Annotated in this window: 25 protein-coding genes; 12 read left to right on the top strand and 13 right to left on the bottom strand. The window is 65.4% G+C overall.

Annotation, left to right across the window (positions count from 1 at the left end; translation table 11 throughout):
- Nucleotides 1-47: 47 nt before the first annotated feature.
- The 3 genes from BKM74_RS17185 to BKM74_RS17195 are packed head-to-tail and all read left to right on the top strand — an operon-like array spanning nt 48 to nt 3437.
- Nucleotides 48-992 carry an ABC transporter permease gene (locus tag BKM74_RS17185; RefSeq protein WP_086466944.1) on the top strand — a complete coding sequence of 315 codons (945 nt, stop codon included), beginning with the start codon at nt 48-50 and terminating at the stop codon, nt 990-992.
- The gene (locus tag BKM74_RS17190; RefSeq protein ID WP_086466945.1) at nt 989-1822 is read left to right on the top strand and encodes an ABC transporter permease; all 834 of its coding nucleotides are present in this window, start codon (nt 989-991) and stop codon (nt 1820-1822) included. Before BKM74_RS17185 ends, BKM74_RS17190 begins: the two co-directional genes overlap by 4 nt.
- Nucleotides 1823-1835: 13 nt before the next feature.
- Complete coding sequence (locus BKM74_RS17195; RefSeq protein ID WP_086466946.1) at nt 1836-3437, top strand: dipeptide ABC transporter ATP-binding protein; 1602 nt, start codon at nt 1836-1838, stop codon at nt 3435-3437.
- Between the two features lie 20 nt (nt 3438-3457).
- On the opposite strand, the gene BKM74_RS17200 is transcribed toward BKM74_RS17195, so the two are convergent.
- A complete protein-coding gene (locus BKM74_RS17200) occupies nt 3458-3889 on the bottom strand; it encodes a group III truncated hemoglobin (RefSeq protein WP_245825985.1) in 432 nt (143 codons plus the stop codon).
- 176 nt (nt 3890-4065) lie between these two features.
- On the opposite strand from BKM74_RS17200, the gene BKM74_RS17205 reads away from it, so the two are divergent.
- On the top strand, nt 4066-4512 hold the full coding sequence (locus tag BKM74_RS17205; protein ID WP_086466947.1) for an RrF2 family transcriptional regulator: 447 nt from the start codon (nt 4066-4068) through the stop codon (nt 4510-4512).
- A 132-nt stretch (nt 4513-4644) separates the two neighbouring features.
- On the opposite strand, the gene ggt is transcribed toward BKM74_RS17205, so the two are convergent.
- The 6 genes from ggt to BKM74_RS17235 form a co-directional block, all read right to left on the bottom strand.
- Complete coding sequence (gene ggt / locus BKM74_RS17210) at nt 4645-6300, bottom strand: gamma-glutamyltransferase (RefSeq protein WP_086466948.1); 1656 nt, start codon at nt 6298-6300, stop codon at nt 4645-4647.
- 355 nt (nt 6301-6655) lie between these two features.
- Nucleotides 6656-7504 (bottom strand): phosphodiesterase, encoded by an 849-nt coding sequence (locus BKM74_RS17215; protein ID WP_245825986.1) that lies wholly within the window; start codon nt 7502-7504, stop codon nt 6656-6658.
- 61 nt (nt 7505-7565) lie between these two features.
- Nucleotides 7566-8837, bottom strand: coding sequence for an ABC transporter substrate-binding protein (locus BKM74_RS17220; protein WP_086466950.1), 1272 nt, complete (start codon nt 8835-8837; stop codon nt 7566-7568).
- A 26-nt stretch (nt 8838-8863) separates the two neighbouring features.
- Nucleotides 8864-9709, bottom strand: coding sequence for a carbohydrate ABC transporter permease (locus BKM74_RS17225; RefSeq protein ID WP_086466951.1), 846 nt, complete (start codon nt 9707-9709; stop codon nt 8864-8866).
- On the bottom strand, nt 9706-10668 hold the full coding sequence (locus BKM74_RS17230; RefSeq protein WP_099045583.1) for a carbohydrate ABC transporter permease: 963 nt from the start codon (nt 10666-10668) through the stop codon (nt 9706-9708). The genes BKM74_RS17225 and BKM74_RS17230 overlap by 4 nt, the downstream gene beginning before the upstream one ends.
- Nucleotides 10661-11824 carry an ABC transporter ATP-binding protein gene (locus BKM74_RS17235; protein WP_086466952.1) on the bottom strand — a complete coding sequence of 388 codons (1164 nt, stop codon included), beginning with the start codon at nt 11822-11824 and terminating at the stop codon, nt 10661-10663. The genes BKM74_RS17230 and BKM74_RS17235 overlap by 8 nt, the downstream gene beginning before the upstream one ends.
- Before the next feature lie 218 nt (nt 11825-12042).
- Between BKM74_RS17235 and BKM74_RS17240 the strand changes: the two genes are divergently transcribed.
- A complete protein-coding gene (locus BKM74_RS17240; RefSeq protein WP_086466953.1) occupies nt 12043-12678 on the top strand; it encodes a response regulator transcription factor in 636 nt (211 codons plus the stop codon).
- On the opposite strand, the gene BKM74_RS17245 is transcribed toward BKM74_RS17240, so the two are convergent.
- The 3 genes from BKM74_RS17245 to BKM74_RS17255 all read right to left on the bottom strand — a co-directional run bounded on the left by BKM74_RS17245 (nt 12675) and on the right by BKM74_RS17255 (nt 16554).
- Nucleotides 12675-14183 (bottom strand): ATP-binding response regulator, encoded by a 1509-nt coding sequence (locus BKM74_RS17245; protein WP_245825987.1) that lies wholly within the window; start codon nt 14181-14183, stop codon nt 12675-12677. The two genes, BKM74_RS17240 and BKM74_RS17245, sit on opposite strands and share 4 nt — an antisense overlap.
- Before the next feature lie 203 nt (nt 14184-14386).
- A complete protein-coding gene (locus BKM74_RS17250) occupies nt 14387-15805 on the bottom strand; it encodes an ATP-binding protein (protein ID WP_086466955.1) in 1419 nt (472 codons plus the stop codon).
- Nucleotides 15802-16554, bottom strand: coding sequence for a response regulator (locus tag BKM74_RS17255; RefSeq protein WP_086466956.1), 753 nt, complete (start codon nt 16552-16554; stop codon nt 15802-15804). The genes BKM74_RS17250 and BKM74_RS17255 overlap by 4 nt, the downstream gene beginning before the upstream one ends.
- Before the next feature lie 165 nt (nt 16555-16719).
- Between BKM74_RS17255 and BKM74_RS17260 the strand changes: the two genes are divergently transcribed.
- From BKM74_RS17260 to BKM74_RS17290, 7 genes are all read left to right on the top strand, one after another.
- On the top strand, nt 16720-17553 hold the full coding sequence (locus BKM74_RS17260) for a MipA/OmpV family protein (protein WP_176342598.1): 834 nt from the start codon (nt 16720-16722) through the stop codon (nt 17551-17553).
- Nucleotides 17554-17839: 286 nt separating this feature from the next.
- Entirely contained in the window at nt 17840-18904 is a 1065-nt protein-coding gene (locus tag BKM74_RS17265) for a LacI family DNA-binding transcriptional regulator (protein ID WP_086466958.1), read from the top strand.
- Nucleotides 18901-19923: an ABC transporter substrate-binding protein gene (locus BKM74_RS17270; protein ID WP_099045584.1), complete on the top strand. Its 1023-nt coding sequence runs from the start codon at nt 18901-18903 to the stop codon at nt 19921-19923. The genes BKM74_RS17265 and BKM74_RS17270 overlap by 4 nt, the downstream gene beginning before the upstream one ends.
- A 73-nt stretch (nt 19924-19996) precedes the next feature.
- The gene (locus tag BKM74_RS17275) at nt 19997-20821 is read left to right on the top strand and encodes an ABC transporter permease (RefSeq protein WP_086466959.1); all 825 of its coding nucleotides are present in this window, start codon (nt 19997-19999) and stop codon (nt 20819-20821) included.
- A gap of 5 nt (nt 20822-20826) precedes the next feature.
- Nucleotides 20827-21618: an ABC transporter permease gene (locus tag BKM74_RS17280; protein ID WP_086466960.1), complete on the top strand. Its 792-nt coding sequence runs from the start codon at nt 20827-20829 to the stop codon at nt 21616-21618.
- 3 nt (nt 21619-21621) lie between these two features.
- Nucleotides 21622-22662, top strand: a complete 1041-nt coding sequence (locus BKM74_RS17285; RefSeq protein ID WP_086466961.1) for an ABC transporter ATP-binding protein — start codon at nt 21622-21624, stop codon at nt 22660-22662.
- A gap of 21 nt (nt 22663-22683) precedes the next feature.
- On the top strand, nt 22684-23499 hold the full coding sequence (locus tag BKM74_RS17290; protein WP_086466962.1) for a phosphodiesterase: 816 nt from the start codon (nt 22684-22686) through the stop codon (nt 23497-23499).
- Nucleotides 23500-23632: 133 nt separating this feature from the next.
- Here BKM74_RS17290 and BKM74_RS17295 read toward each other — a convergent pair whose 3' ends face one another.
- The 3 genes from BKM74_RS17295 to BKM74_RS17305 are packed head-to-tail and all read right to left on the bottom strand — an operon-like array spanning nt 23633 to nt 25813.
- Nucleotides 23633-23926: a hypothetical protein gene (locus tag BKM74_RS17295; protein WP_086466963.1), complete on the bottom strand. Its 294-nt coding sequence runs from the start codon at nt 23924-23926 to the stop codon at nt 23633-23635.
- On the bottom strand, nt 23923-25503 hold the full coding sequence (locus BKM74_RS17300; RefSeq protein WP_086466964.1) for a PepSY-associated TM helix domain-containing protein: 1581 nt from the start codon (nt 25501-25503) through the stop codon (nt 23923-23925). The genes BKM74_RS17295 and BKM74_RS17300 overlap by 4 nt, the downstream gene beginning before the upstream one ends.
- A gap of 13 nt (nt 25504-25516) precedes the next feature.
- Nucleotides 25517-25813 (bottom strand): hypothetical protein, encoded by a 297-nt coding sequence (locus tag BKM74_RS17305; RefSeq protein WP_086466965.1) that lies wholly within the window; start codon nt 25811-25813, stop codon nt 25517-25519.
- Nucleotides 25814-26305 lie beyond the last annotated feature (492 nt).

A 26305-nucleotide genomic window follows, 5' to 3' on the forward strand; every position in this document is an offset into this window, starting at 1 on the left:
AGCCGCCCTACCCATATCCAGAGTCCGAAGGGGAGAGCGGAACCGCCATGCTGCGCTATCTGATCGGCCGGCTGCTGACCACGATTCCGACGCTGCTGCTGGTTTCGCTCTCCGTCTTCGTGCTGATCCGGCTGGTGCCGGGCGATCCCATCGCGCTGATGCTGGGCGACGCCGCCGATGCGGCGATGGTGCGCGACATCCGCGAGGCCTATGGCCTTGAAGAACCGCTCTATGTGCAGTTCGGCCTGTGGCTGCTGAAGGCGGTCTCCGGCGATCTCGGACATTCGATCTCTAACGACGCCGCGGTTACGCCGCTGATCCTCGACCGCTTCCAGGTCAGCGCCTCGATCGTGCTGATCGCGGTTGCTGTGGCGGCCTTCGTCGCCGTGCCGCTCGGCATGATCGCCGCCTGGCGGCAGAACCGGCTGACCGACATTCTCATCATCGCCGGCGCCACGCTGCTGCTCTCCCTGCCCAGCTTCTGGCTCGGCCTTCTCCTGCTGCTGCTGTTCGGGCTGAAGCTCGGCTGGGTGCCGGTGATCGGCTATGTCTCCTTCGCCGAGGATTGGGCGGCGGCCCTTGCCTATATCGCACTGCCGACGCTGACCCTGATCCTGATCGAGATCGGCGTGCTGACCCGCATGGCGCGCGCCAGCACGGTGGAGGTGCTGCGCCTGGAATACATCACCCATGCCCGCGCCAAGGGTGTGTCGGAAGGGGCGGTCCTGCTGCGCCACGCGCTGCCCAACGCCTTCGCGCCGACCTGGACGCTGATCGGGCTGGTGCTGGGCAATCTGCTGGGCGGTATCGCGGTGGTAGAGACGGTATTCACCCTGCCGGGGCTTGGCCGACTGCTGGTCGATGCGATCTTCGCGCGCGACTATCCGGTGATCCAGGGCTGCATGCTGTTCACCGCCGTCATCTATGTGGTGGTTAACCTGATCGTCGATCTCTGCTACCCGCTGTTCGACCCGAGGGTGATGTCCGAATGATCGCCACCCTTTTCAGCTTCCGCAACAAGCGCGCCAATGCGCTGATCGGCGGCGCGCTGATGGCCGTGATCCTGGGGGCGGCCGCGCTGGCGCTGGTCTGGACGCCGTTCGATCCGCTGGGGATCAATCTGCGCGCGCGCTTTGCTCCTCCATCGTCCGCCCATCTGTTCGGCGCCGACGAGTTCGGCCGCGATGTGCTGAGCCGGGCGATGGCCGGCGCGCTCAGCAGCACCTCGATCTCCTTCCTCACGGTTTCCTTCGCAGTGATCTGCGGTACCGCGGTCGGCGTCGTCACCGGCTATGTAAGGGGCTGGACCGACCGCGCGATCATGACGGTGAACGACACGCTGCTGGCGTTTCCCGGCATGCTGCTGGCGCTGGGGCTGATGGCGGTCATCGGGCCGAACCGCTATGGCATCATCCTGGCGCTGGGCATTGCCTATACGCCGTCGGTTGTGCGCGTGGTGCGCGGCACGGTGATGTCGATCCGCGAGCGCGAATATGTCGAGGCCTCGCGGGTGCTGGGCAATGGCGAGATCTACACCATGGCCCGCCATGTGTTGCCGAATGCCATCGCCCCGATCGCGGTACTGGCGACCAGCATGTTCGGCTGGGTGATCCTGTCGGAGAGCGCGCTGTCCTTCCTCGGCCTCGGCGTGCCGCCGCCGGCCCCGACCTGGGGCAACATGCTGGCGGGTGCCAGGCCCTATCTCGAAAGCGCGCCCTGGCTCGGCATCGCGCCTGGCCTGTGCATCGCGGTCACGCTGCTGGGCATCAATCTGCTGGGTGACGCGCTGCGCGACCGGCTTGATCCCCGGATGGCGCAATAGGAATGGCGCAATAATGACGAGCGTTCTGGACATCACGAATCTGAAGATCGGCGTGCCGGGCGCCGGACTCGTCGTCGATGATGTGTCCTTCTCGGTCGGTGCCGGCGAGGTGGTGGCCGTGGTCGGCGAATCCGGCAGCGGCAAGACCATGGTCGCGCGCTCCGTGCTGGGCCTGTTGCCGCCGGGGCTGGTGCGCGTGGCGGGCGGCATCGCGCTGTCCGGCGAGGCCATCGAGGACGCCCCCTGGCACCGCCTGCGGAAGTTGCGCGGCGGCGAGATCGGCATGGTGTTCCAGGAGCCCATGGTGTCGCTGAACCCGGCCTTGCGCATTGGCGCGCAGATGGAGGAGGGGCTGACGATCCACCGTCCCGGTATGGGCCGGGCGGAACGCCGCGCGCTCTGCGCCGAGATGCTGCGCCGGGTTGGCATCGAGGATGCGGAACGCTGCTTGCTGGCATTCCCGCATGAATTCTCCGGCGGCATGCGCCAGCGCATGATGCTGGCCTCCGTCATGATGCTGAAGCCGCGCCTGCTGGTCGCCGACGAGCCGACCACGGCGCTGGACAGCCTGACCCAGCGCGAGGTGCTGGATCTGATGGTCGGGCTGACCCGCGAGATGGGCACGGCGGTGCTGCTGATCACCCACGATCTCGGTGTGGTGGCGCGCTACAGCCAGCGTTGTGTCGTTCTGGAGAAGGGCAGGCTGGTGGAATCCGGCCCCACCGCGCAGGTGATCGGCGCGCCGCGAGAGCTCTACACGAGGCGGCTGGTCGAGGCGATTCCGCGCCCGCGGCCGCGCGACGGCGCAGAGCGTGCCGGCGAGGTGGTGCTGGCGGTGGAGAAGCTGCACGTCACCTTCCGGCGGCGCGGCGGGCTGTTCCAGCGCGCCACCGATATGCGGGCGGTAAAGGGTGTCGATCTGACGGTGCGGGCGGGCGAGACAGTGGCCGTGGTCGGCGGCAGCGGATCGGGCAAGACCACGCTGGGAAGGGCCATCCTGCGCCTGGTCAAACCCTCGGGCGGCACCATCCGCTTCAAAGGCATGCCGCTGCTGCAGGCGGGCCGGGCCGGGATGCACAGTTTCCGCATGGCCTGCCAACTGATTTCGCAGGATCCGTATTCCTCACTCGATCCGCGCATGCGTGTCGGCGACATCGTCGGCGAGCCGTTGCGCCTGCTGGACGGGATGAGCGCCAACGGCAAACACGCCCGCATCGAGGAGGCGCTGGTCGAGGTTGGGCTGGCCGATTACGGGCGGCGCTTTCCGCACCAGCTGTCCGGCGGGCAGCGCCAGCGCGTCGCCATCGCCCGGGCATTGATCCGGCGGCCGGAGCTGGTGATCGCCGACGAGCCGATCAGCGCGCTGGACATGACGATCCAGAAGCAGATCCTAGACCTGCTTGAGAGCCTGCAGCGCAGCCACGGCTTTTCCTGCCTGTTCATCAGCCATGACCTCGCCGCCGTGCGGCAGATCGCCAACCGGGTGATCGTCATGCAGGAGGGGTGCATCGTCGAGCAGGGCGAGACCGAGGCGGTGTTCGAACGCTCCGACCATCCCTATACCCGCGCCCTGCTGGAGGCCTCGCCGGCGCTGGCCCTCAGCCGGGGGCGCTGAACCGGGGGCGCGCTCTGTCGTCAGGATGGCGTTTTCGGACGATAGAATCGTTGCTCCCGGTTGATGAGCTGGCAATGACGATGCGCGATGCCCAGTTCCAGGCTCTGCGCGATACGGGACGCCTTTTCCACGAACAGGCGGGCCGCGGCCGGCGGGCAGATTTCCGCCGCTGTTTCGGCGAAGATTTCGAGCCAGCGGTCGAAATGGTCTGCATCGATCGGCAGGGCGATGTGCTTTTGCATCGGATTGCCACTGTAGCGGCCGGTCATCAGCGTGACCGACGACCAGAAGGCAAACATGCGCTGCAGATGCGGTTCCCAGGCGTCGATGCGAGAGGCGAAGATCGGTCCCAGCAGTTCGTCGGCCCGGATATTCTCATAGAAGCGCCGGACCAGCCTCTCGATCATCGCCTCGTCGATACCGGTTTTGCTGGGGCTGTGGTAGTCGGACACGGCAATCTCATCGTGCTGAAAGCATGAATGGACGGTAATTCAAGAAAGATGTATTGTAAATATGTCTTTATTGAACAAAGTCGCTTTCCTGTCGGCTTTCCGTGCCGGGCGATAGGACATACTCTCGCCTGCAGAAGAGGAATAACCATGCAGCCTGCCGGAGCCTGTGACGTGCCATGCGCCTGACCGCATTTTCCGACTACGCATTACGGGTTCTGATGTATGCCGCGACGGTCGATGACCGGCTCGTCACCATTGAGGAGACGGCGCGGGTCTATGGCATCTCTCGGGCGCATCTGATGAAGGTCGTGAATATCCTGATCCGGGCGGGCTATTTGCGCGGGGTACGCGGGCGCACCGGCGGCTTCGCCCTGGCCAGCCCGCCGGAGGAGATCAATCTGGGCGCTGTGGTCAGGGCAACCGAGCCTGATTTCGCCCTGGTCGAATGTTTCGTCGCGGAGGGTCGGTGTCTGGTTTCTGGCTGCTGCAAGCTTCCAGCGGTTCTGAACGAAGCGCTGGAAGCGTTCGTGACCACACTGGACCGTTACACGCTGGCCGATATCGCTCTCACCCGGCGCGATTTCGACCTGGCAGCATCGGCTGGCACGGCCAGCGGTGACTGAAACAACGGCTGGCAGCCTGCCAATTGATGTGAATATCCGCTTTCGAACTCGATAATCAATAAGCCGCCACGCTGTCCAAGACGGTGGGGACCATCTCTGATCAATAACAACCTTACCGTGGTGCCCGGGTCGTCAGAGGCGAAAGCGAACTCCAGGGCGGGCCAGCCCGCCGCTTTGCGCCATCACGGTGCCGTCCGCCCGCCAGCAGGCCGCCCCTGTCATCATCCCGTCTTCTTCGAAAGCGATGGCGTTCATGCCGCCGCCTACGGTCTTGACCAGGCGTACCTCCCGGCCCTGCTTCACAAGCGCTTCTTCCATATCCGCGTAGGCCGGTTCCAGTTCGATATGGTGGCCTTCCGTCCAGAGCCGCGGTGCCTCGACGGCCTGCTGGAGGCTCATCCGGTGATCGATGAGGTTCACAATGGCCTGCATCGCCGACGGGAAAATGCGCACCCCGCCCGGCAAACCCAGCGCGAAGACGGGGCGATCCTCCTTCAGGATGATCATTGGCGCCATCGCTGTCGGCACCCGTTTGCCAGGGGCGATCGACATCGCCTTACCGGGGCGCGGATCGTAGTTCAGCATGTAGTTATTGGGAATAATGCCGGTGCCGGGAACCATGATGCGTGCGCCGAACAGACTGTTGATCGTATGTGTGGCGGCGACGATATTCCCGTCACGGTCGGCCGCTGTGACATGCGTGGTGTCGCGGCTTTCATGAAGCGAAGGATGCGGCGCCGGCCTTTCCTTCATCCGCTGCAGGCAGGTGCGGGCATAGTCCTTCGAAATATAGCGTTCCACAGGCACATTGACGAAATCGGGGTCGCCAGATGCGGTGCGCCGGTCTTCGAAGGCAATGCGGATCACCTCGGCCAACAGGCCGAGAGACTCCACGCTGCCGAAACCCATGGCGGCGACGTCGAAACTCTCCAGCATGTTCAGCATTTGAACGATGTGCACGCCGGATGAGGCCGGTGGCGGCGGACCGGCGATGGTGTGTCCGCGATATGTGCCGAAGACCGCCTCGCGTTCGATGGCGGTATAGGAAACAAGATCTTCCAGCGTCAGAACACCGGCGTCCGGACCGCCGGTCTGCAGCCGATCGATCAGGGCGCGCCCCAGCGCCTCGCCATACAGCGCCGATGCGCCTTCCGCCTGCACCTGTCGCAGGCTGTCGGCATAGTCACCCATCACCATGCGGCTGCCCGGTTCCGCCGGGGTGCCGCCCGGCAGCATCAGCCGTGCGATCTCTGCATCCGCCGCAAGATCAGCCTGATGCTCTTTGATCGCGCCATTCAGATAGTGACTGACGGTGAAGCCGCGTTTCGCGGCCTGTATCGCCGGTTCGACCACGTCGGCAAAGGGCAGTTTGCCGTATTTTTCCTGCATCAGGCACCAGCCGCGCAGATTTCCCGGAACGGCGACGGCCGATGGTCCGACGAGATTGCGCCGATCAAGCGTGTCGCTGTATTGCTCGGGACGGTCGGAAACGGGTGTGAACATCGTCGGGTGCATTGCTGCCCCCGCAGTTGACAGCGCGTCGATCACCACATGGCGGCCGTCACTCAGCCTTATGTGCGAAATCCCGCCACCCGCGATCCCCACCATCATCGGCTCGACAACGGTGAGTGTCAGCAGCGCCGCGACGGCGGCATCGATGGCATTCCCGCCAGCCGCCAGCATCTCGCTGCCCGCCGCTGTGCCGAGCGGAGAATTCGTCACGACAATGCCCAAATCACCTGAGGCCGAGCGCTTTTCGCAGGTGAAGGGCAGTTTTTTGCGGATCAACGGAATCTCCCGGTTTTCACGAGGATTGGACCCATAGCGCCTTCGGTCGCGCCTGTAGGGAGCCGAAGCCCAGGAGCGAGGTTTTCAAGACAATGGCGTTCAAGGCCAAGACTTTAGAGCCTGGGAGTATCGCTGTCCGGTAGATAAATAATCAATGCTGCAATGCGCGTATCTTGTGATCCGTCTTTGGAATATCCCGCCCCGGTGTCGCGCAGCGGCATCATGCCTGTCCTCGCCATCCGCAACCTCTGCGGCGTGTCACCGGCTCCCTTAGGTTGCTGCCGGTTTGATGAGATCGCCGGCATCCATCTTTACAGCTGGATGCCGGCGTGGCCCGCCAGCGTGACCGGGCTTCTTATTCCGCGGCGGAAAGTCGGGCTTCCTGCTCGTCCCAGAAGCCGTATTCCACGTCGCGCAGGTTGAACTTCCGGCTGTCGTCCAGGAAGTCGTGGAAATGGATGACAACCTGCTCCGGCTCGACCAGCACGATGGCGTAGGCCGGCGGTTCGTGGCTGCCGGGAACGCCTTCGACATCGTCGTTGAAATCCAGCCAGACCTGGTGGCTCATGGCGCGCAGGGTGGAAAACGGCACGCCGCGCCAGGAGCCGGAGATCGGCCGGTGCACATGGCCGAAGAAGACGTGCCGGATGCGCGGCAGATGAGGCGTCATCCGGGCGTTGAACAGGTCGCGCTGCATCAGCCCGATGCGGTCCATCGCCGGCACGCCCAGCAGCAGCGGCGGATGATGCATGAACAGGAAGACCGGCGCGTCGCCGCTTTCCGCGAGCCGCGCTTCCAGCCAGTCCAGCCGGGCCTCGTCGTACCAGCCGGCATGAGTGCCGGCCTTGGTGGTGTCGAGGAAGATCAGCCGTCCGGCCTCGGTATCGCGCACGCTCTGCACCGCGCCGGTTTCGTCCACCGGCACGTCCGGGAAGAATTCGCGAAACGCCGCGTTGGTGTCGTGGTTGCCGACGATCAGCTGCACCGGCACGGTCAGCGCGTCCAGCGACTGGCGCAGCGCCTGGAACGCCTCGCGGTCGCCGAAATGCGTCAGATCGCCGGTGATGACGGCAAGGTCGGCGTCGCCATGATTGCGGTTGATGTCGGCGATGCAGGCATCCAGCCGTGCCTTGGGATCGAGACCGTAGAGCAGCTCGCCCGCGCGCACGAAGTGGGTATCGGTCAGATGGATCAGTTTCATCATCAGCTCTTTCAGCAAAGCGGGGCCGGCCTCGCGGCCGGCCCCGGCAGGTCGAGGCGAGGGGTCAGCTGGCCTTCTTCGGCAGCAGCTTCTGGACGTCGCGGGTCATGCCCTCCAGCACCTTCTCCGGCTCGCTGGAGCGGCTGCGGGTGACGATGGAGTTCATGTGGTCCTTGATCACGTCGGTGATCTTCAGGCCGTTCTCACCCGGGAAGGCGTACCATTTGGTGAGGATCGGCAGCTGCTTCACGGCGGTGTAGTTGTTCGGATTCTGGACGTAGAAATCCTTCAGATACACGTCGTTGGCGACCTTGTTCGGCGGCATGTAGCCGGTGGTCTTCGCCATGATCGACGCGCCCAGCGGGCCGGTGGCGAACTTGATGAACTCCCAGGCGGCCTTCTGCTTCGCCTTGTCGGTGGAGACGATCATGGCGACGTTGCCGCCGGCCGGCAGGCGGCCGCTGCCCGGCTTCACGTCCGGGAAGACATGGGTCTTCAGCTTGAACTTGCCGCCGATCATGCCGGTGGTCTTGGCAAGGTCGGAGGTCGAGGTGATGTGCACGCCGGTCTTGCCGGCGGCGAAGGTGGCGCGGGCGTCGGCCTGCGACAGGTTCGGCATGTTCGCCTCAGTGACGAAGCGGGCCAGCGTCTTCATCGCGAACTGGCCTTCCGGACCGTCGAAGGCGACCTTGCTCTCATCGGCGTTCAGCATGGTGCCGCCCTGGGCAAAGACCGGGGCCTGCCACAGCCAGTTGCCGGTGATGTCCCAGACATAGGTGATGCCGTTGATGTCCGGGCCCAGCGCGTCGATCTTCTTGGCCAGCGCGATGACGCCGTCCCAGGTCGTCGGCAGGTTGGCGGGGTCGCCGCCGGCCTGCTTCACCAGATCGAGGTTCCAGTAGGTGATCGGCAGCGAGATGGCGAAGGGCAGGGCATAGACCTTGCCGTTCTGGGTGCCGATATCGAACATCGCCTGGTGGAAGCCTTCCTTCTCGAAGTCCTTCTCGGCCTTGATGAAATCATCCATCGGCACGGCGATGTCGCGGTCCACCAGGATGCGCACCCGGTTCAGGCCCTGGAAGGTGACGTCGGGCAGCTGGTTGGTCACCGCCTCGCGCAGGATCTTCTGGGTGCCTTCCTCGTAGGAATCATAGGCAGTGCGGAAGGTGACCTTGACGTCCGGGTTCTTCTTGGCGAATTCCGCCGCGATCTGCTTGTGGGTCTCATTGAACAGTTCGCCATAGGGATACTGCACGACGATCTCGGTGGCGGCTTGCGCTGCACCGGCGGCCATGACGCCGGCGATGGCGACGCTGGCAAGAAGGTTCTTCAGCATGAGCGTTACTCCTTTCAGGGGTGGGACTACTTCATGCCCGTCAGCGCGATGCCTTCGATGAACCGGCGCTGGGCCATCAGGAAGGCGATCACGAGAGGGGCGATGACAATGGTGGCCGCGGCCATCAGCGGGCCGAAATCCGTGCCGGCTTCCTGATTGCGGAAGGCGGCGACGCCGAGCGGCGGCGTCAGCAGATGCTCGCTGTTGATGGCGATGAGCGGCCAGAAATAATCGTTCCAGTGGGCGACCACGGAGAAGATGCCGAAGGCGGTCAGCGCCGGGATGGCGGTCGGCAGCATGACGCGCCAGACGATGCCGAATTCCGAGATGCCGTCCATCCGCGCGGCGTCGATCAGATCATCCGGCACGGTCATGAAGAACTGCCGCATCAGGAAGATGCCGAACACCGAGATGGTGAAGGGCACCACCAGGGCTGCGTAGCTGTCGAGGATGCCGATCTGGTGAAACAGCAGGAACAGCGGCACCGAGATGGCGTGCGGCGGGATCAGCAGGCACAGCAGCACCACCGCGAACAGCGTCTGCTTGCCCCTGAAGCGCAGCTTCGACAGCGCATAGGCGCAGGGCAGGGCCACCAGCACCTGCAGCGCGAAGATCGAGATGGTGACGATCGCCCCGTTCAGCAGGAACCACAGCAGCGGCGCCTTGGTGAAGGCGGCGGTGTAATTCTCCACCACTGCCAGCTGGTCGGGCCACAGGCGGATATGGTCGAGGAAGATTTCCGTCGACGGCTTCAGCGAGGTGGAGAGCATCCACACGAACGGGGCCAGCATGAAGGCGGCACCGGCCAGCAGCAGCGCATGGCGCAGAACGGCGAAGCCAAGGGTCGGGCCAAGGGTGGAGCGGGCACTCATTGGTAATGCACCTTCTTGTCGATCAGCTGGGTTTTCACCACCGTGAGCAGCAGCACGAAGGCCAGGAAGACGACGGTGATGGCGGCGGCATAGCCGGAGCGGAAGAATTCGAAGCCTTCCGCGTACATGGTGTAGAGCAGCACCTCGGTCGCCTTGTTCGGGCCACCCTTGGTCAGCACATGCACGGTGTCGAACACCTGGAAGGAGCGGATCGAGGTGATGACCACCACGAACAACGTCACCGGCCCCAGCATCGGCCAGGTCACCAGGCGGAAGCGCTCCCAGGCGCTGGGCACGCCGTCCATCTCGGCGGCGTCGTAGAGGAAGCGCGGGATCGAGACGATGCCGGCCAGAAACAGCACCATGTTGAAGCCGACCGCCTGCCAGATGCCGATGGTCGCCAGTACGTAGAGCGCCAGATCGCCATCGGTCAGCCAGTTCTGCGGCGTCATGCCGACCAGCTTCAGCAGCAAATTCACCAGCCCGAATTGCGGGTGCAGCATGAATTCCCAGACGATGGCCATGGCGATCAGCGTCGCCATCACCGGCAGGAAAAACACCGCGCGGTAGAAGGTCTTGCCGCTGTCGCCGGCCTCGATCAGCAGGGCGACACCGAGGCCCAGCAGCACCGAGCCCGGCACGACGAGGGCGACATAGATCATCGTGTTGGTCAGCGAGATCCAGAACACCCGGTCGCCGAACATGTCGGCATAGTTTTCCAGACCGATGAAGGCGAGACTCTTCGCGCCCAGCTGATAATCGGTCAGCGACAGCGCCATCACCGCCAGGATCGGTCCGACCAGCAGTGCAATCATCAGCACCACCGCCGGCGTGCAGAGCGCATAGGCGGCCATCGCCTGGCGCAGCCGGACCCAACGCCCGATCCCGGCCGGCACGGCCCGTGGCAGGGCAAGCGGCCCGTTATCGCCGAGTTGCCGGTCGAGCGCGTGGTCAGCCATGCGCCGTCTCCCGCGTGGTCGCCGGGGCAGCCGGGGCCACGTCGATGCGCTTGCCGTCCTGTCCAAACAGCAGCGGCAGCCGGCCGGCAAGGTCGATACCCACATTCTCACCGATGCGGGGACGGAGTATGCCGGGTTCGCTGCGCACTACCAGCGGATGTTCCTCCTCGCCGGCCAGGATATGGACCAGCAGGTCGGACCCGAGATTTTCCAGATGCGCGACCCGGCCCAGCAGTGCGGCGCTTTCCGGCGCGGCGAGCGCCGCATGTTCCGGGCGGAAGGCCAGCCGTACCAGTTCGCCGGTGCGGGCGGCGGGGGCCAGGCGGATCGTGCGGTCCTCGACCGCCAGCGCGCCATCCTCCGTGACCGTCGCGGGCAGCACGTTGATCTTCGGGCTGCCGATGAATTCTGCGACGCGGATATCCCTCGGGTCGTTATAGACGGTCTCCGGTGCGGCCACCTGCAGCACCGCGCCATCCATCATCACGGCGATCCGGTCCGACATGGTCATCGCCTCGGCCTGATCGTGCGTGACATAGATGAAGGTGGTACCCAGCCGGCGGTGCAGCTGCGCGATCTCTGCGCGCATATGGACACGCAGCTTGGCATCCAGGTTGGACAGCGGCTCGTCCATCAGGAAGGCCTTGGGATGGCGTACCATGGCGCGGCCCAGCGCCACGCGCTGGCGCTGCCCGCCCGACAGCTGCCCCGGCTTGCGGTCCAGCAGATGGCCGATATCCAGCATGGCAGCGACGCTCTGGACCTCCGCCGCGATAGCGCTTTCCAGCGATCCGGTGCCCGGCATCAGCTTGCCGACCAGCGGCCAGCGCTGATGGCCCTTCAGCTGACGCATGCGCAGGGGAACGGCGATGTTCTCCGCCACCGTCAGATGCGGATAGAGCGCATAGGACTGGAACACCATGGCGAGGTCGCGGTCGCGCGGCCGCAGCCCGTCCACCGCCGTCTCGGCAATGCGCACGGAGCCGCTGGACTGCATCTCCAGTCCGGCGACGATGCGCAGCAGCGTGGACTTGCCGCAGCCTGACGGGCCGACCAGCGTCATGAATTCGCCCGGCCGAATGTCGAGATCGACCCGGCGCAGCACCTCGGTGCGGCCGAAATTCTTGGTGACGCCGTCAATGTCGATACCAGCCATCGGGAACCCTGTCCTTTGTGCAGAAGACAGGAGGACCCTAGGCCAGGTATGCGGTTCCTTTTTTGACCGTGGCTTGAATATTGGGCAACAAGAGGTACCGGATGACGGGACGGATGATCCGGCCGGCCCGCCGGAAGCGCGCCCGGATCGGCGATTGTGCGGGTGCGAGAAGCTTGGTACTTTCGTACCGTACCGGTTCCGTCATACGGTGATATGCGATGCCGAAGGCCCTGATCGCCGACGACCACGCCCTGATCCGCCGCGGCCTGCGCGAGATGCTGGAAGGCTGCGCGCCCGATATGGCCGTGCTGGAGGTCGAGACCCTGCCGCAGGTGGTGGATTGCCTGACACGCGACCCGGATATCGGGCTGGCGCTGCTGGATCTCGTCATTCCCGGCGCGCGCGGGCTGGAGGGGCTGGAGTTGCTGAGGCGGCACTTCCCGGCGGTCGCCGTTGTGGTGGTCTCGGCGGACGAGACCCCGGCGCTGATCCGCCGCGCACTGGCGGCGGGGGCGGCGGGCTATCTGCCGAAATCGACCCGGCCGGAGGTGATGGCCGGCGCGCTCAGGCTGGTGCTGGCCGGCGGCGTCTATGTGCCGCCCTCGATGATCGACCGCGAGGAAGAGCCGGAGCCCGGCCTGCCGGCGCTGGACCCCGCGACGCTTGGCCTTACGGAGCGGCAGGCCGACATATTGATGCTGCTGGGGGAGGGGTTGTCCAACCGCGCCATCGGCGGCCGGCTGGGGCTGGCCGAGCAGACGGTGAAGAATCAGGTCTCGCAGACCTTGCGCCGGCTGGGCGTGGCCTCGCGCATCGAGGCTGCCGTGCTGGCCCGGCGTTACCGCAAGGTTTAGGCTAAGAGATGCTGCAAGATGGCGCGCAGCCGCATCGCCTGCAGCGGTTTGTGCAGCACCGGGAAGCCCAGATCCTGCACTTTCTGCAGCAGTTCCGGCGCGGTTTCGCCGGTCACCATGACGGTCGGTACCGGCGCGCCCAGCTTCTCGGCAATGCGGGCGGCGACCCGGTCGCCGGTACGGCCACGCTGCAGGTGATAATCGACGATCAGGACTTCCGGCGCGCCATCCAGCTGCTCCAGAGCCGCCGCGACGTCGTCCAGCCCGGCGGCGGCCGCTGCCTGGCAGCCCCAGGCCTCGAACAGCAGCAGGGCGGCACGGCGGATTTCCGGGTCGTCATCGACCAGCAGCAGCCGGCGCCCGGCGAGCAGTCGGTTCGGCGCAAGAGGCACGGCAGCTGGTACGGCTGTCGCCTCGGCGGCTTCGGCGGAGAGTGAGAAGCGCGAACCGAAGCCGGGCCGCGTCGCCACTTCCAGCCGGTGCCCCAGCAGGCGCGCCAGCCGGTCGGCGATGGACAGGCCCAGCCCGATGCCCTGCTGTGCCGCCGTGCCCTCCAGCCGGTGAAATTCCCGGAACACCGCGTCGGCTTCCGCCGGGTCGAAGCCTGTCCCGGTGTCGATCACATCGAGCCGCAGCCCATCGGCGCGGCGGCGTACGCCCACCAGCACGCGGCCGGTCTCGGTATATTTGATCGCGTTCGACAGGAAGTTGCGCAGGATACGGCCCAGCATCGCCGGGTCGCTGCGCACGGCGAGCCCGCTGTCGAGAATGGTGAGGGCGACACCCTTGCGCTCGGCCAGCGGCGCGAATTCCCGGCGCAGCGCCTTCAGCAGCGGCCCCAGCGGCACCGCCGCGAAGGCTGGCGTGACCACGCCGGCATCCAGCTTGGAGATGTCGAGCAGCGCATCGAACAGGCCGGAGACGGTTTCCAGGCATTCGCCGATCTGCGCCGCGATCTCCTTCTGCCGGTCGTCTTCCAGCCGGGCCGCCAGCGCCGAAACGAGAATGCCGACGGCGTGCAGCGGCTGGCGCAGATCGTGGCTGGCGGCGGCCAGGAAGCGCGACTTGGCGAGGTTTGCCTCCTCCGCCGCCCGCTTGGCGGCATCCAGCGCCTCCTCGGCGCGCTTGCGCTCGGTGATGTCGGTATAGACGCCGACGATGCCGCCCTCGCGGGTGCGCCGTTCGCAGGATTGCAGCCAGCGCCCGTCGCGCAGCTGGATGAAGGTGTCGCGGGCCAGATTATGGCAGTTCATCCGTGCGCGGCGGTACTGGTCCGGGTCCCAGCCGGCGGGCAGCAGGCTGATCTCGGCGACGCTGGTATAGGCGATGTTCATCTCCACCAGCGCATCGAAGCGCACGCCGGGGCACACTTTTTCCGGTTCGGCGAAGAAGCTCTTGTAGCGGGAGTTGCAGAACACCAGGCGGTCCTGCGCATCCCAGATGACGAAGGCCTCGGACGCGCTTTCGATGGCATCGATCAGGCCATATTCCTGCGTGCCCTTCACAGGGCATTTTTCCTGGTCCCGCGCCCGCATGGCCTTGCCCCGGTGCTACCGATAAGGCGGCCAGTCTAGGCTGCGGGAGATCGCAGATTATTTCGGTTTCATGAATTTTCAGAGCGCTCCCGGGAGGGATCGCAGCGCAATTCCCGCTGGGCCCCTCTGGCTTTCACACTGCAAACGCTGTCCTCTTCCGGCTGCACGCAGGCTTACCGTGCCTTTGGCAGCATCACCGTTACCAGCAGGCCGCCGGCCGGTGCGTCCCCTAGCTCTATGACACCGCCATGCGCCAGGATCACATCGCTGGCGATGGTCAGGCCAAGGCCGGTGCCGCCGGTCTCGCGGTTGCGTGAGGTCTCCAGCCGCGTGAAGGGGCGGAACGCCTCCTCGCGCTGCGCCGCCGGGATGCCCGGCCCGTCATCGGCGATGGTGATGGCGATGATGTCCCGCCCGTCGCGCAGCGTCACCCGGACCTCGCTGCCGAACTTGCAGCCATTATCGATCAGATTGGCGAAGACCCGGCGGATCGCCACCGGCCGGCAGGTCAGGCCGGCATGATCGGGGCCGTCATAGACGACGCGACAACCGGCATCGGCGGCGGTGTCGCACAGGCTGATCAGCAGCGAGCCAAGATCGACGGCGCTGCGTGCCTCATCTTTCAACTGATTGCTGGCGTAGGTCAGCGTCGCGCTCACCATCGCCTCCATCTCATTGATGTCCGACAGCACCTGGCGCCGCTGCTCCGGGTCCGGCACATATTCGGCGAACAGCCGCAGCCGGGTGAGCGGGGTGCGCAGATCATGGCTGATCGCGGCGATCATCTGCAGGCGGTCATCGACGAACTGCTTCAGCCGCAGCTGCATCTCGTTGAAGGAATGGCCGATGGCCCGCAACTCCGGCGCGTTGAAATCGCCGACCAGGCTGAGCTCGCGGTTGCGGCCCAGCTTTTCCGCCGCCGCCGCCAGATCGTCCAGCGGCCTGACGATGCCGCGCGCCACCCAGATCGACAACAGGCCGATTATCAGAACCACGGAGATCGGCAGCAGCACGTTGCGGATCATCCGCACGGTTTCCTGCCCGTCGCTCCTGGGCATCACCAGCAGCCATCCCCCGGAACCGATGCGGAAGGCGATGCGCAGATCGCTGCTGAGCATATTGCTGCGCCTATCATCAAGCACATCCGTCATCACCGTCGGTAGCGGCGGCAGGATGACGACCAGGGGGCGCGGCGAATATTCCGGATCGTCCAGATCATCCGCCATCAGCAACACATCCTGCGGTGCCAGGCCGAGCGTATCGGCGATCTGCAGATGCAATTCGGCAAAAGCGCCGGTCCGAGAGGTGTGAGGGAACTCCGGTCGCGTATTCAAAGGCTCGATATCGAGCCAACGCCGGACCGGCAGGTCTTGCAGCGCGACCGACCGTTCAGCGGCTGGCACGGCGACGCTGCGGTCGCGTATATCGTGCAGATTGTCGAGCAGCCAGTCGCGGTCGAAGAACATGATTTGGGGCGGGCGAATTACCAGCGGCATCACCTCATCGACAGCTTTCACCGCCAGCAGGCCGCCGACGATGACCAGCGCAATGCGCGGCGCGAGCCGCAGCCGCGACCAGAGCGGAATCCTCACACCTTTATCCTCATGGCCAAATCCTGCTGCAGCGTGACCGGTATGGCGAAAAAATAGCCTTCGTTGCGGATGGTCTTGATGAAGGCCGGGTCTTGCGGATCGGCCTCGATCTTGCGGCGCAGCCGGCTGATCTGCACATCGATGCTGCGGTCGATGGCCTCGCTCATGCGGCCATGCGCCAGATCCAGGAGCTGGTCGCGCGTCAGCACGCGCTGCGGAAACTCCAGGAAGGTCGCCAGCAGATCGAATTCGCCGCTTGTCAGGTCGGTCAGCGCGCCGGCCGGCGAGGTGAGGGTGCGCCGGCTGGAATTGAGCAGCCAGCCGGCAAATTCGTAGATTGTCGCGACGGGGCGCTCAGCATTGATGCTGGCGGCACCCAGCCGGCGGGTGACGGCGCGGATACGGGCCAGCAGCTCGCGCGGATTGAAGGGCTTGACCACATAATCGTCGGCGCCGATCTCCAGACCGATGATCCGGTCGGTGTCGCCGCTCATCGCGGTCAGCAGGATGATCGGCACGCTGCTCTGCCCCCGCATGCGGGGCCAGAGCGACAGGCCGTCCTCGCCCGGCATCATGATATCCAGTACGATGACGTCTATGCGCGCCGTCTCGCACACGGAGAACATGGCCCGGCCATCGCCGGCCTGGCTGACCTTCAGCCCGTGATCGGTCAGGAAGCGCGCCAGCATGGCGCGGATGCGGTGATCGTCATCGACGATCAGGACGTGGGTGGTGGGTTTGATGCTCACATCTGCCTCTGGTGCCTTGGGCTGAAGCCACTATATCACCTGGCTCAAACCCGGCGCAGGCGCCGCAACATTCTGAAACATATCGACATGGAACCGACACCCGCCCAGCCGCCCGGCGGATTAGGATGCCCCCATCTTTACTTCCCCAGCAAAGGGCCTTCCCCGATGAAAAGCACGATCCTTCCCAGTCTGCCGCGTATCCTGCTTGCCGCCGCGGCGCTGTCCGCACTGCCCTTTGCCGCCCTGGCGCAGCAGCCGGGCCAGAAACCGGACGATAAAACGGGAAAAAGCGACTGGGAGGTCATGCTGGGTGCCGGCGGCCTGTTCCAGCCGGACTACGAAGGCAGCGACGATTACGAGGTCACTCCGCTGCCCCTGCTGATGGTGAATTACCGCGACCTCGTCTTCCTGCGCGGCCCGACGCTCGGCGCCAATGCCATCACCCTGCAAGGCCCGAATCCGGGAGACAAGCTGCAGATCGGCCCGCTGGTCCGCTACGAATTCGGCCGCGACCAGAGTGATAATGACGATCTGCGCGGCTTGGGCGATATCGATGGCGGTGTCGAAATCGGCGGCTTCATCAGCTACAGCACCGGCCCCTGGTCGGCCGACCTCACCCTGTTCCGCGATGTCAGCGACGCGCATGACGGGCTGACGGCGGAACTCTCGGCCGGACACCGGCTGTCGCTGGGGCCGAAGCTGATGCTGCGCAGCGAAATTTCCACCACCTGGGCGGACGATAATTACACCCAGACCTTCTATGGCGTCACCGCCACGCAGTCGGCACGCAGCGGCATGCAGCAATACACTGCGGAAAGCGGCTTCAAGGATGCCGGCATTACCTTCGATCTCGACTACCGGCTGACGGAAAACTGGAGCGTCACCGGCCGGGTTGGCTACAAGCGCATGCTGGGCGACGCCGCCGACAGCCCGCTGGTGTCGGTTCGCGGCTCCGAGGATCAGTTCAGCACCGGCGTTTTCGTCAGCTACAGATTCTGATCGACCCGGTTTCCACCAGCAGAGGCTCGGCCCGCAGAGGTTTACGGGCGGATCGGCGAACCGGATCATGGGCGTTCCCCTGCCATGATCCGGTTCACCGCGCTGGCCGCTATCTGTCCGGGAAGGCGGGGCCACATCACGTCGAAGCGGTTGCGGATGTTCAGGCCGAAGCGCATCGCCTGCCATACCGGGCGTGATTGTATGAAAACGTTTACATCGCTGTAACCGTGGCGTCACACGGCGCTGTCATGGTGTCCCGGTCATTGATCGGAGACCGGACAAACCCATGCGCAAGACGCCGACCATCCGTGATGTTGCCCGTGTGGCCGGTGTGTCCATCGCCACCGTGTCGCGGGTCATCAACGGCACCGGGCCGGTGGCCGTGGATCGGGCCGAGGCGGTGCGCGCGGCGATGGTGGAGATCGGCTTCCGGCCGAACGCCATTGGCCGGCAGCTGAAGACCAGCAGCAGCCGCACCATAGGCATTCTGGTGCCGTCGCTGTTCAACCCGGTCTTCGCCGATTCCGTTCAGGGCTGCCAGGAGGCGGCGGGCGCCGCCGGCTATGCCACGCTGCTGGCCGCCACCGATTACGATCCGGGCCGCGAGCGCAGCGCCGTCGAGGCGCTGCTGGCCAACCGCGTCGAAGGGCTGGTGCTCACTGTCGCCGATGCGGCGGAGAATGAGACGCTGGACATGCTGGATGCCGAGGGCGTGCCCTATGTGCTGGTCTATAACCAGCCGGATGAAGGCGGCCGCCCGGCCGTGACCATCGACAACCGCCGCGCCATGGCCGATCTGGTGCGCTACCTGATCGGCCTCGGCCACCGGCGCTTCGCCATGATCGCCGGCTCCTTCACCGCCTCCGACCGGTCGCGCCTGCGCTTCGAAGGTTTTGCCGATGCGCTGCGCGAAGCCGCCCTGCCGCCCGGTCTGCTGCTGGAAGTGCGCTTCGACGATACCGAGATGGCGCCGCTGCTGGCCGGCCTGTTCAGCGGGCGTCCAGCACCTACGGCGCTGGTCTGCACAACCGATCTGCTGGCGCTGGCGGCGATCCGTTCCTGCCGTGCGCTGGGGCTGGCGGTGCCACGTGACGTCACCGTCACCGGCTTCGACGGTATCGCCCTCAGCGCGCTCACCAGCCCCAGCCTTACCTCGCTGGTCCAGCCCAGCCATGTGATGGGCCAGCAGGCGGTCGGGCATCTGCTTGGCCGTCTTGGCACCGGCGCCATGCCGCGCCAGGTGATCCTGCCGCACCAGATCCGGCCCGGTGAGTCGGCGGCGAAGCCGTCGCCTCGCCTGGCGGATGTCATCCCGCTCCGTCCAACTGCCACAGAAGGAGATTTTTCATGAGCACCCGCCATCTTCTGGCCGCCGCCGCGCTGGCCGTCACCGCGATTACCGGGGCCGCCGCCTGGCAGCCCGCCGCCGCCGAAGGCAATGCGATCTGCTACAACTGCCCGCCGGAATGGGCCGACTGGGCCTCGCAGCTGAAGGCGATCAAGGAAAACACCGGCATTGCCGTGCCGCACGACAACAAGAATTCCGGCCAGACCCTGTCGCAGCTGCTGGCCGAGAAGGCCAATCCGGTTGCTGATGTCGCCTATTACGGCGTTTCCTTCGGTATCCAGGCCGCCAAGGAAGGCGTGGTGCAGCCTTACAAGCCAGCCGGCTTCGACGAAATTCCCGAAGGTCTGAAGGACCCGGCGGGCAACTGGTTCACCATCCATTCCGGCACGCTGGGCCTGATGGTGAATGTCGATGCGCTGGGCGGCAAGCCGGTCCCCACCTCCTGGAAGGACCTGCTGAAGCCGGAATATAAGGGGATGGTCGGCTATCTCGACCCGTCGAGCGCCTTTGTCGGCTATGCCGGCGCCGTCGCCATCAACGGCGCGATGGGCGGTAGCCTGGAGGATTTCACCCCCGGCATCGCCTTCTTCAAGGAACTGATGAAGAACGATCCGATCGTGCCGAAGCAGACCTCCTACGCCCGCGTGCTGTCCGGCGAGATTCCGATCCTGATCGACTATGACTTCAACGCCTACCGCGCCAAGTACAAGGACAAGGCCAATGTCGCCTTCGTCATCCCGGCGGAAGGCTCGGTGGTCGTGCCCTACGTCATGAGCCTGGTGAAGGGCGCGCCGCATGAGGCGAACGGCAAGAAGGTGCTGGACTTCGTGATGTCCGACAAGGGCCAGGCACTCTGGGCCAATGCCTTCCTGCGGCCGGTGCGCGCCAGCGCCATGTCGGCGGAAGCAGCGTCCAAGTTCCTGCCGGCGGCCGACTATGCCCGCGCCAAGCCGGTGAACTACGCCAAGATGGCCGAGGTGCAGAAGGGCTTCGGCGCGCGCTATCTGGCGGAAGTCCGTTAACCCAACTGTGTTGAAGGCGGCGGGGTCGCTCCAGCCCCGCCGCCATCGCCTTTTCCGTCCGGAACCGGTTTCTATGTCCGACAAACGCGACAATTTCCTGCTGGCGATGCTGCTGGCCCCGGCCCTGCTGGTGTTCTGCGCCTTCTTCCTGCTGCCCATCGGCCGGCTGGCGCTGGCCGCCGGCAGCGGCCCGGACGGGATCATGGCCTATGCGGCGATCCTGACCGATGCGCGCTATCGCGAAAGCCTGATCGCCACCGTGCTGCTGTCGGCCGGGGTGACGCTGGCGACGCTGGTTCTGTGCGCGGTGTGCGGCCTGTTCCTGGAACGCAACCGCTTCCCCGGCCGTGCCGTGCTGATCGGCATCATGACGCTGCCGCTGTCCTTTCCCGGCGTGGTGGTCGGTTTCCTGGTCATCATGCTGGCCGGACGGCAGGGGCTGATCGGCGCGCTGACCGAGACGATGACCGGCTCGAAGCTGGTCTTCGCCTATTCCATGGCCGGGCTGTTCGTCGGCTATCTCTATTTCTCCATTCCGCGCGTCATCCTGACCGTCATGGCTTCCGCCGAGAAGCTGGATAGAAGGCTGGAGGAGGCGGCGCGGTCGCTGGGGGCCTCCACCTTCGCCGTCACCCGCGACGTCATCCTGCCCGGCCTGCTGCCGGCGCTGCTGTCCTCCGGCGCGATCTGCTTCGCGACCTCGATGGGCGCCTTCGGCACCGCCTTCACCCTGGCGACCAATATCGATGTGCTGCCGATGGTCATCTACACGGAGTTCACGCTGCACGCGAACATCGCCATGGCGGCGGCACTGAGCCTGATCCTCGGCCTCATCACCTGGGCGGTGCTGGCGCTGGCCCGGACGGCGGCCGGCAATTCTGTCGCGGCGGCGGGGTGAGGGCGATGAACCGTCCCTTCCTGTTTGCCGCACAACTGGCGCTGACCCTGCTGGTCGCCGCCTTTCTGGTGATCCCGGTGCTGATGTCGATGCTGGCCGGCGTCACGGTGAATTTCTTTCAAGGCATCAGCAGTGGCCTGACGCTGCGCTGGGTGTGGCGGGTGCTCGACCTCTATGCCGACACGCTGGCCCTGTCGCTCGGGCTGGCGCTGGCCTGCCTCGCCTGTACCCTCGTCCTCGGCGTGCCGGCGGCCTATGCGCTGGCCAAGCGACCGTCGCGACTGACGCGGCTGATCGAGGAAATGCTGGTGGTGCCGGTCGCCGTGCCCGGCCTGGCGACTGCTCTGGCATTGCTGATCGCCTATGGCGGCTTCCGCGAGTTCCGCACCAGCGCCGCCTTCATCCTGGTCGGCCATGTGCTGTTCACTTTGCCTTTCATGATCCGCGCCGTGCTGGCGGTCTTGTCCTCGATTGACCTTAAGACGCTGGAGGAGGGCGCGCGCAGCCTGGGCGCCAGCTTTCCGCAGCGCTTCTTTGGCGTGATCCTGCCGAATTGCCGGTCGGGCATCCTGGCCGGCTCGCTGATGGTGGTGACGCTCTCGATCGGCGAATTCAACCTGACCTGGATGCTGCACACGCCCCTGACCAAGACGCTGCCGGTCGGGCTTGCCGACAGCTACGCCTCGATGCGCCTCGAGATCGGCAGCGCCTACACGCTGATCTTCTTCGTGATGATCCTGCCGCTGCTGATGGCGATGCAGGCCCTGTCGCGCCCGCGCCGGCGCAAGGAAACCTGAGACATGACCACGCCTGGAACCCGTATCCGCCTGGCCGGCTGCGCCAAGATTTTCCCCGATGGCACGCGCGCGCTGGAACCACTCGATCTTGAGGTCAATGCCGGCGAGACGCTGGTGTTCCTCGGCCCCTCCGGCTGCGGCAAGACGACGACGCTGCGGCTGATCGCCGGGCTGGAAATGCCGGATGCGGGCGGGCGCATCCTGTTCGACGATGAGGATGTCACCGCGCTGCCCATCGAGAAGCGCAATGTCGGCATGGTGTTCCAGTCCTACGCGCTGTTCCCGAATATGAGCGTCGCCGGCAACATCGCCTATGGGCTGAAGATCCGCCGCGTGCCGGAATCCCAACGCCGCCGCCGCGTCGCCGAGATGCTGGACATGATGCGCATCACGGAACTGGCCGACCGGTCCATCGACCAGCTGTCCGGCGGCCAGCGGCAGCGCGTGGCGCTGGCCCGGGCGCTGGCCGTGGAACCGCGCGTGCTGCTGCTGGACGAGCCGCTGACGGCGCTGGACGCGAAGCTGCGCGAGGATCTGCGGTTGGAGATCGACCGGCTGCTGCGGCGCCTCGGTATCACCGCGATCTATGTGACGCACGACCAGGCCGAGGCGATGGCGCTGGGTGACCGCATCGTGGTGATGAGCAAGGGCAAGGTGGCGCAGATCGGCCGGCCGCGCGACATCTACCTGAAGCCGGCTGATCGCTTCGTCGCTGATTTCATCGGCTCCATGAACCGGCTGTCCGGCACGGTGCGCAACGGCCTGCTGGAACTGCCCGGCGGCAGCCTGCCCTGGGCCGGTCCGGACGGGCCGGTCGAGGCGGCGCTGCGTCCGGAATCGCTCCGGCCGGCGGAAGAGGGCATGCCTGCCCTGACCGGCACGGTAATCTCCGCCTTCTTCCTTGGCGACCGCCAGCGGCTTATTGTCGGGGGCATCGCGCCGGAACCGCTGATTGCCGATGTGCCCAACCGCATCGAGATCGCATCCGGCGATACGGTACGCCTGACCTTCGATGCCGACGCCCTGATCCAGCTTTCCAGTTAAATTGCCAGCCAGGACCGAATCATGCTGATTGCCCAGATCACCGACACCCACATCACCCGCGAGCGCAAGCCGGCCTATAACCGGGTCGATACCGCCGCCTATCTGGAACGCGCGGTGGCGCATGTGAATGCGCTCGATCCGCGCCCCGACATCGTCGTCATGACCGGCGATCTGGTGGATGAGGGCAGTGCCGGCGAATATGCCATTCTGCGCGACATCCTGGCGCCGCTCGCCATGCCGGTCTATCTGATGCCGGGCAATCATGACGCGCGCGGCGCGCTGCGCGCCGGCTTCCCCGATCATCCTTATTTGGCTCAGGGCGGGGAGTGGATCCAGTTCGCCATCGAGGAATACCCGCTGCGCCTGCTGGCGCTGGACACGGTGACGCCGGGCCGCGGCCATGGCGAGCTGTGCGAGGGCCGGCTGGGCTGGCTTTCCGACCGGCTGGCCGAACAGCCGGAGCGCCCGACGCTGGTCATGCTGCATCACCCGCCTTTCCCGACGGGCATCGCCCATATGGACAAGATCGGCCTGCTGCAGGGCGCGGAGGCGCTGGGCGGCATCCTCAGCCGGCACAGGCAGGTGCAGCGCGTGATTTGCGGCCATCTGCACCGGCCGATCCAGGCGGTCTGGCATGGCACGCCGGTCAGCGTGGCGCCCAGCCCGGCGCATCAGGTGGCGCTGGATCTGCGGCCCGGCGGCCCGTCGGCCTTCATGATGGAGCCGCCGGCGATTCATCTGCACAGCTGGACTCCGGCCGGCCTGGTCACCCATCAGAGCTATATCGGGGCGTTCGACGGCCCCTACCTGTTCAAGGATGGCTCGCCGGCAGGTTAGAGTGCGATCGCTTTAAATGCGATCACCCAAGTGATGCATTTAAAGCGTGAATCGCCCTCTATCTTTTTGATTAGAGGCGGATTCACGTTTCAGGGTGAACCAGATATCTGATTCACCCTGAAACGATCCGGCTCTAGAGCTTCTCGGCCTGCTGCCTGCGCGCGTCACCATGCCGGGGCGGGAGGGCCGCCAGCAGCCATCCCGCCAGCGGAACCGCGGCCAGCCACATAACGAAGGCGGCGGACTGGCCGGCGATCAGCAGGGCGATGCCGGGTGCGAAGATCAGCACACTGGCCAGCGCGGCGGGGCGCCGCCTGGCTTCCGGCAGGCCGGACACGCGGCGGCGCTTCGGGTCGGTCGCGGTCAGCACGATGATGCCGGCGAGCGAGAGCAGGATCGCCGCCAGGGTCACTGTCACGGTCGTCATTCGGCGGCCACCGGGCGCTTGGCGCCGCTCCAGCGGGCTTCCGGGCGGCGGGAAAAGGCAGCGTAGAGATAGCCGATCCCGCCGGTCGCGAGGGCCAGGTCGAGCAGCACCACCATGTCGTTACCGCTCGCCATCAGCGGGCCCCAGCCGGTGCCGTCGATCAGCCAGCGCAACACCGGCAGGGCGATCAGCACGGCGCCCAGCAACCCCCGGTAAAGCCGGGTAAGCAGCACCTCGTCGCGCAGGATGCAGCCGATGACGATGGCGAGGCCAGAGGCGATCAGGAAGCTGGCGGGCGTCCAGAACAGCACGGTCCCGACGGGCAGCGCCAGCAGGTAGCCGATGCCGCTGGCCGCCAGCGCAATGGGCAGGCCATAGCCGACCACCGGCACGGACCGCCCGAGCCGGCGCCACAGTGGGCTGTCCGCGCGTCGGCGCAGCCAGAGCTGCAGGCCGGTCAGCGTGACGTAGCACATGGCGAGCCCCAGCGCGAACCAGATCACCCGCGACAGCAGGCCGGCGAAAGTGCCGAAATGCAGCACGCTGACCAGGGTGAAGGCGGTATCGCCGGCCGAGGGTGTGGTGCCGATGGTCGGCTTCGGCCCGAGATAGGAACCGTCGCTGCCCTTGAAGACATGCTGCTGGCTCTGCAACTCGCCTTCACCGGCAAGATGGAAGGCGAAGACCCGCGCATCGGCGCGGCCATAATGCATGATCGAGACGAAGGCCGGGGCGGAGTGCGACTTGTCGGCGGACTGCCGCAGCATCGCGTCCAGATTGGCCAGCGGGGCCGGGGTGGCATCCTCGCCCTCGGGCGTGCCGATGATGGTTTCGATCAGTTTTTCCTGGTCGCCGCCGAACGCCACCATGCTGATCGTCATCAGCCCGATGGAGCCGGCGAAGCTGAGGAACGCGCCGGTGAAAGCCAGCACGAAGGCGAAGGGCAGGCCCCAGCTGCCCGCCAGGATATGGCGGTCGCGGGCGTTCAGCAGCCGGCTCGACAGGCGCGGTGCGACGAACAGATCCTTGATGAGATGCCGGTGCAGCAGGAAGCCGGACACCGCCGCCGCCAGCATGGCGAAGCCCAGTATGCCGGTAAGGTAGAGCCCCACCGGGTTGGGCGCGTGCAGGTTCACATGCAGTTCGACCAGGAAATGCTCCAGCGCGCTGACCGGATCGTCGAATTCGTCGGCATAACCTTCCTGGCGCGTCAGGGTCTCCCCGGTCACCGGATCGAAGGTGAAGCGCACGCCCTTTTCCATCGGATGGCCGTCCTCCTTCACGCCATGCGTGTGGAAGAAGGCGCTGATATGGCCCGCCGGATTGTGGAACAGGTTGATGTCGTCCAGATATTCCGGATCGACCTGTCCGGCCAGTTCGCGGATTTTCGCATCCATCGGCGCCGCGAGCGGCTGCTGCGCCCGGCTGCCGCTGACCGACCAGGTGCCGATCTCATGCGCGAACACCACCACGGCACCGGTCAGGATAACGACATAGAGCGCCAGGCCCAGCACCGTGCCGGCCCAGCCATGCACCGCCAGCAGTCTTTTGCTGCGCGCCTGGGAGAGTTCGATCATCGCATCCGGTCTTTCAGGAAATGGTCCAGAGCACGGCGATGCCCGCCGCGTTGACAATGGCCAGGCCGGTCAGGAGCAGCGCGGCGCGGCGCAGATTCTCCGCCAGGATGGCGTAGAAGAAGGGGGCGGCCCACAATGCTGGAAACAGGATCAGCGGGAAGATCAGATGATCGACACCGGCGGCGCCGGCCGGGAACCATAACGGCATCGCCCCCATCGCCAATATGGCGATCAGCACGGCCATTGGCCCGCCCAGCAGCCATCGTGCCTGCCGCGCCGTTAACCAGCGCCTGCCCGTCTCGCCTGCCATGCTCCGCGTCTCCAAACTCGCCCTCCGATAGGGTGCAAACCATACCGCGAGTGCGAATAAGTGGCAATCCTAGCTTTGGGTGGTTTGAAATGCATAGCCGTCAGAGGCGGGGCCCCAGAGGCAGGGCCCCGGAGGCAGGGGGGCGATTCGGCGATTTCCAATTTCCAATCATTGGAAATTGCAGATTGCCGCCTATAAAGCGATCGCGGAAAAACGCGCCGGATTTCTTCCGTAGAAAAACGGAGAATTGCAAAAAGAGTATGAAAACTGAACGGCTTCCGGATTGTTAAAAATATAATCAGGAAGAATAAATGGTCTGGAAAATATACATAAGATTAAGTTGAATAATTGGAATTTTCGTCTTTTTTGGAAATGGCCTTCCTTTATCCCATGAATACCTCACAAGTCGGCTCTAAGAGTCTGTCCGGAGACTTTATGATTGATTGCAGAGCTTTCTGATCATGAGGCGGATGGAGGCGAGTTTCAAGAAGG

It is taken from the genome of Oceanibaculum nanhaiense, from assembly GCF_002148795.1.
GTDB classification, from domain to species: domain Bacteria; phylum Pseudomonadota; class Alphaproteobacteria; order Oceanibaculales; family Oceanibaculaceae; genus Oceanibaculum; species Oceanibaculum nanhaiense.

Coding starts and splice junctions, on each gene's coding strand:
- BKM74_RS17185 (WP_086466944.1), top strand. CDS start 48: ATGCTGCGCTATCTGATCGGCCGGCTGCTGACCACGATTCCGACGCTG.
- BKM74_RS17190 (WP_086466945.1), top strand. CDS start 989: ATGATCGCCACCCTTTTCAGCTTCCGCAACAAGCGCGCCAATGCGCTG.
- BKM74_RS17195 (WP_086466946.1), top strand. CDS start 1,836: ATGACGAGCGTTCTGGACATCACGAATCTGAAGATCGGCGTGCCGGGC.
- BKM74_RS17205 (WP_086466947.1), top strand. CDS start 4,066: ATGCGCCTGACCGCATTTTCCGACTACGCATTACGGGTTCTGATGTAT.
- BKM74_RS17215 (WP_245825986.1), bottom strand. CDS start 7,504: ATGATGAAACTGATCCATCTGACCGATACCCACTTCGTGCGCGCGGGC.
- BKM74_RS17220 (WP_086466950.1), bottom strand. CDS start 8,837: ATGCTGAAGAACCTTCTTGCCAGCGTCGCCATCGCCGGCGTCATGGCC.
- BKM74_RS17225 (WP_086466951.1), bottom strand. CDS start 9,709: ATGAGTGCCCGCTCCACCCTTGGCCCGACCCTTGGCTTCGCCGTTCTG.
- BKM74_RS17230 (WP_099045583.1), bottom strand. CDS start 10,668: ATGGCTGACCACGCGCTCGACCGGCAACTCGGCGATAACGGGCCGCTT.
- BKM74_RS17235 (WP_086466952.1), bottom strand. CDS start 11,824: ATGGCTGGTATCGACATTGACGGCGTCACCAAGAATTTCGGCCGCACC.
- BKM74_RS17240 (WP_086466953.1), top strand. CDS start 12,043: ATGCCGAAGGCCCTGATCGCCGACGACCACGCCCTGATCCGCCGCGGC.
- BKM74_RS17260 (WP_176342598.1), top strand. CDS start 16,720: ATGAAAAGCACGATCCTTCCCAGTCTGCCGCGTATCCTGCTTGCCGCC.
- BKM74_RS17265 (WP_086466958.1), top strand. CDS start 17,840: ATGCGCAAGACGCCGACCATCCGTGATGTTGCCCGTGTGGCCGGTGTG.
- BKM74_RS17270 (WP_099045584.1), top strand. CDS start 18,901: ATGAGCACCCGCCATCTTCTGGCCGCCGCCGCGCTGGCCGTCACCGCG.
- BKM74_RS17275 (WP_086466959.1), top strand. CDS start 19,997: ATGTCCGACAAACGCGACAATTTCCTGCTGGCGATGCTGCTGGCCCCG.
- BKM74_RS17280 (WP_086466960.1), top strand. CDS start 20,827: ATGAACCGTCCCTTCCTGTTTGCCGCACAACTGGCGCTGACCCTGCTG.
- BKM74_RS17285 (WP_086466961.1), top strand. CDS start 21,622: ATGACCACGCCTGGAACCCGTATCCGCCTGGCCGGCTGCGCCAAGATT.
- BKM74_RS17290 (WP_086466962.1), top strand. CDS start 22,684: ATGCTGATTGCCCAGATCACCGACACCCACATCACCCGCGAGCGCAAG.
- BKM74_RS17295 (WP_086466963.1), bottom strand. CDS start 23,926: ATGACGACCGTGACAGTGACCCTGGCGGCGATCCTGCTCTCGCTCGCC.
- BKM74_RS17300 (WP_086466964.1), bottom strand. CDS start 25,503: ATGATCGAACTCTCCCAGGCGCGCAGCAAAAGACTGCTGGCGGTGCAT.
- BKM74_RS17305 (WP_086466965.1), bottom strand. CDS start 25,813: ATGGCAGGCGAGACGGGCAGGCGCTGGTTAACGGCGCGGCAGGCACGA.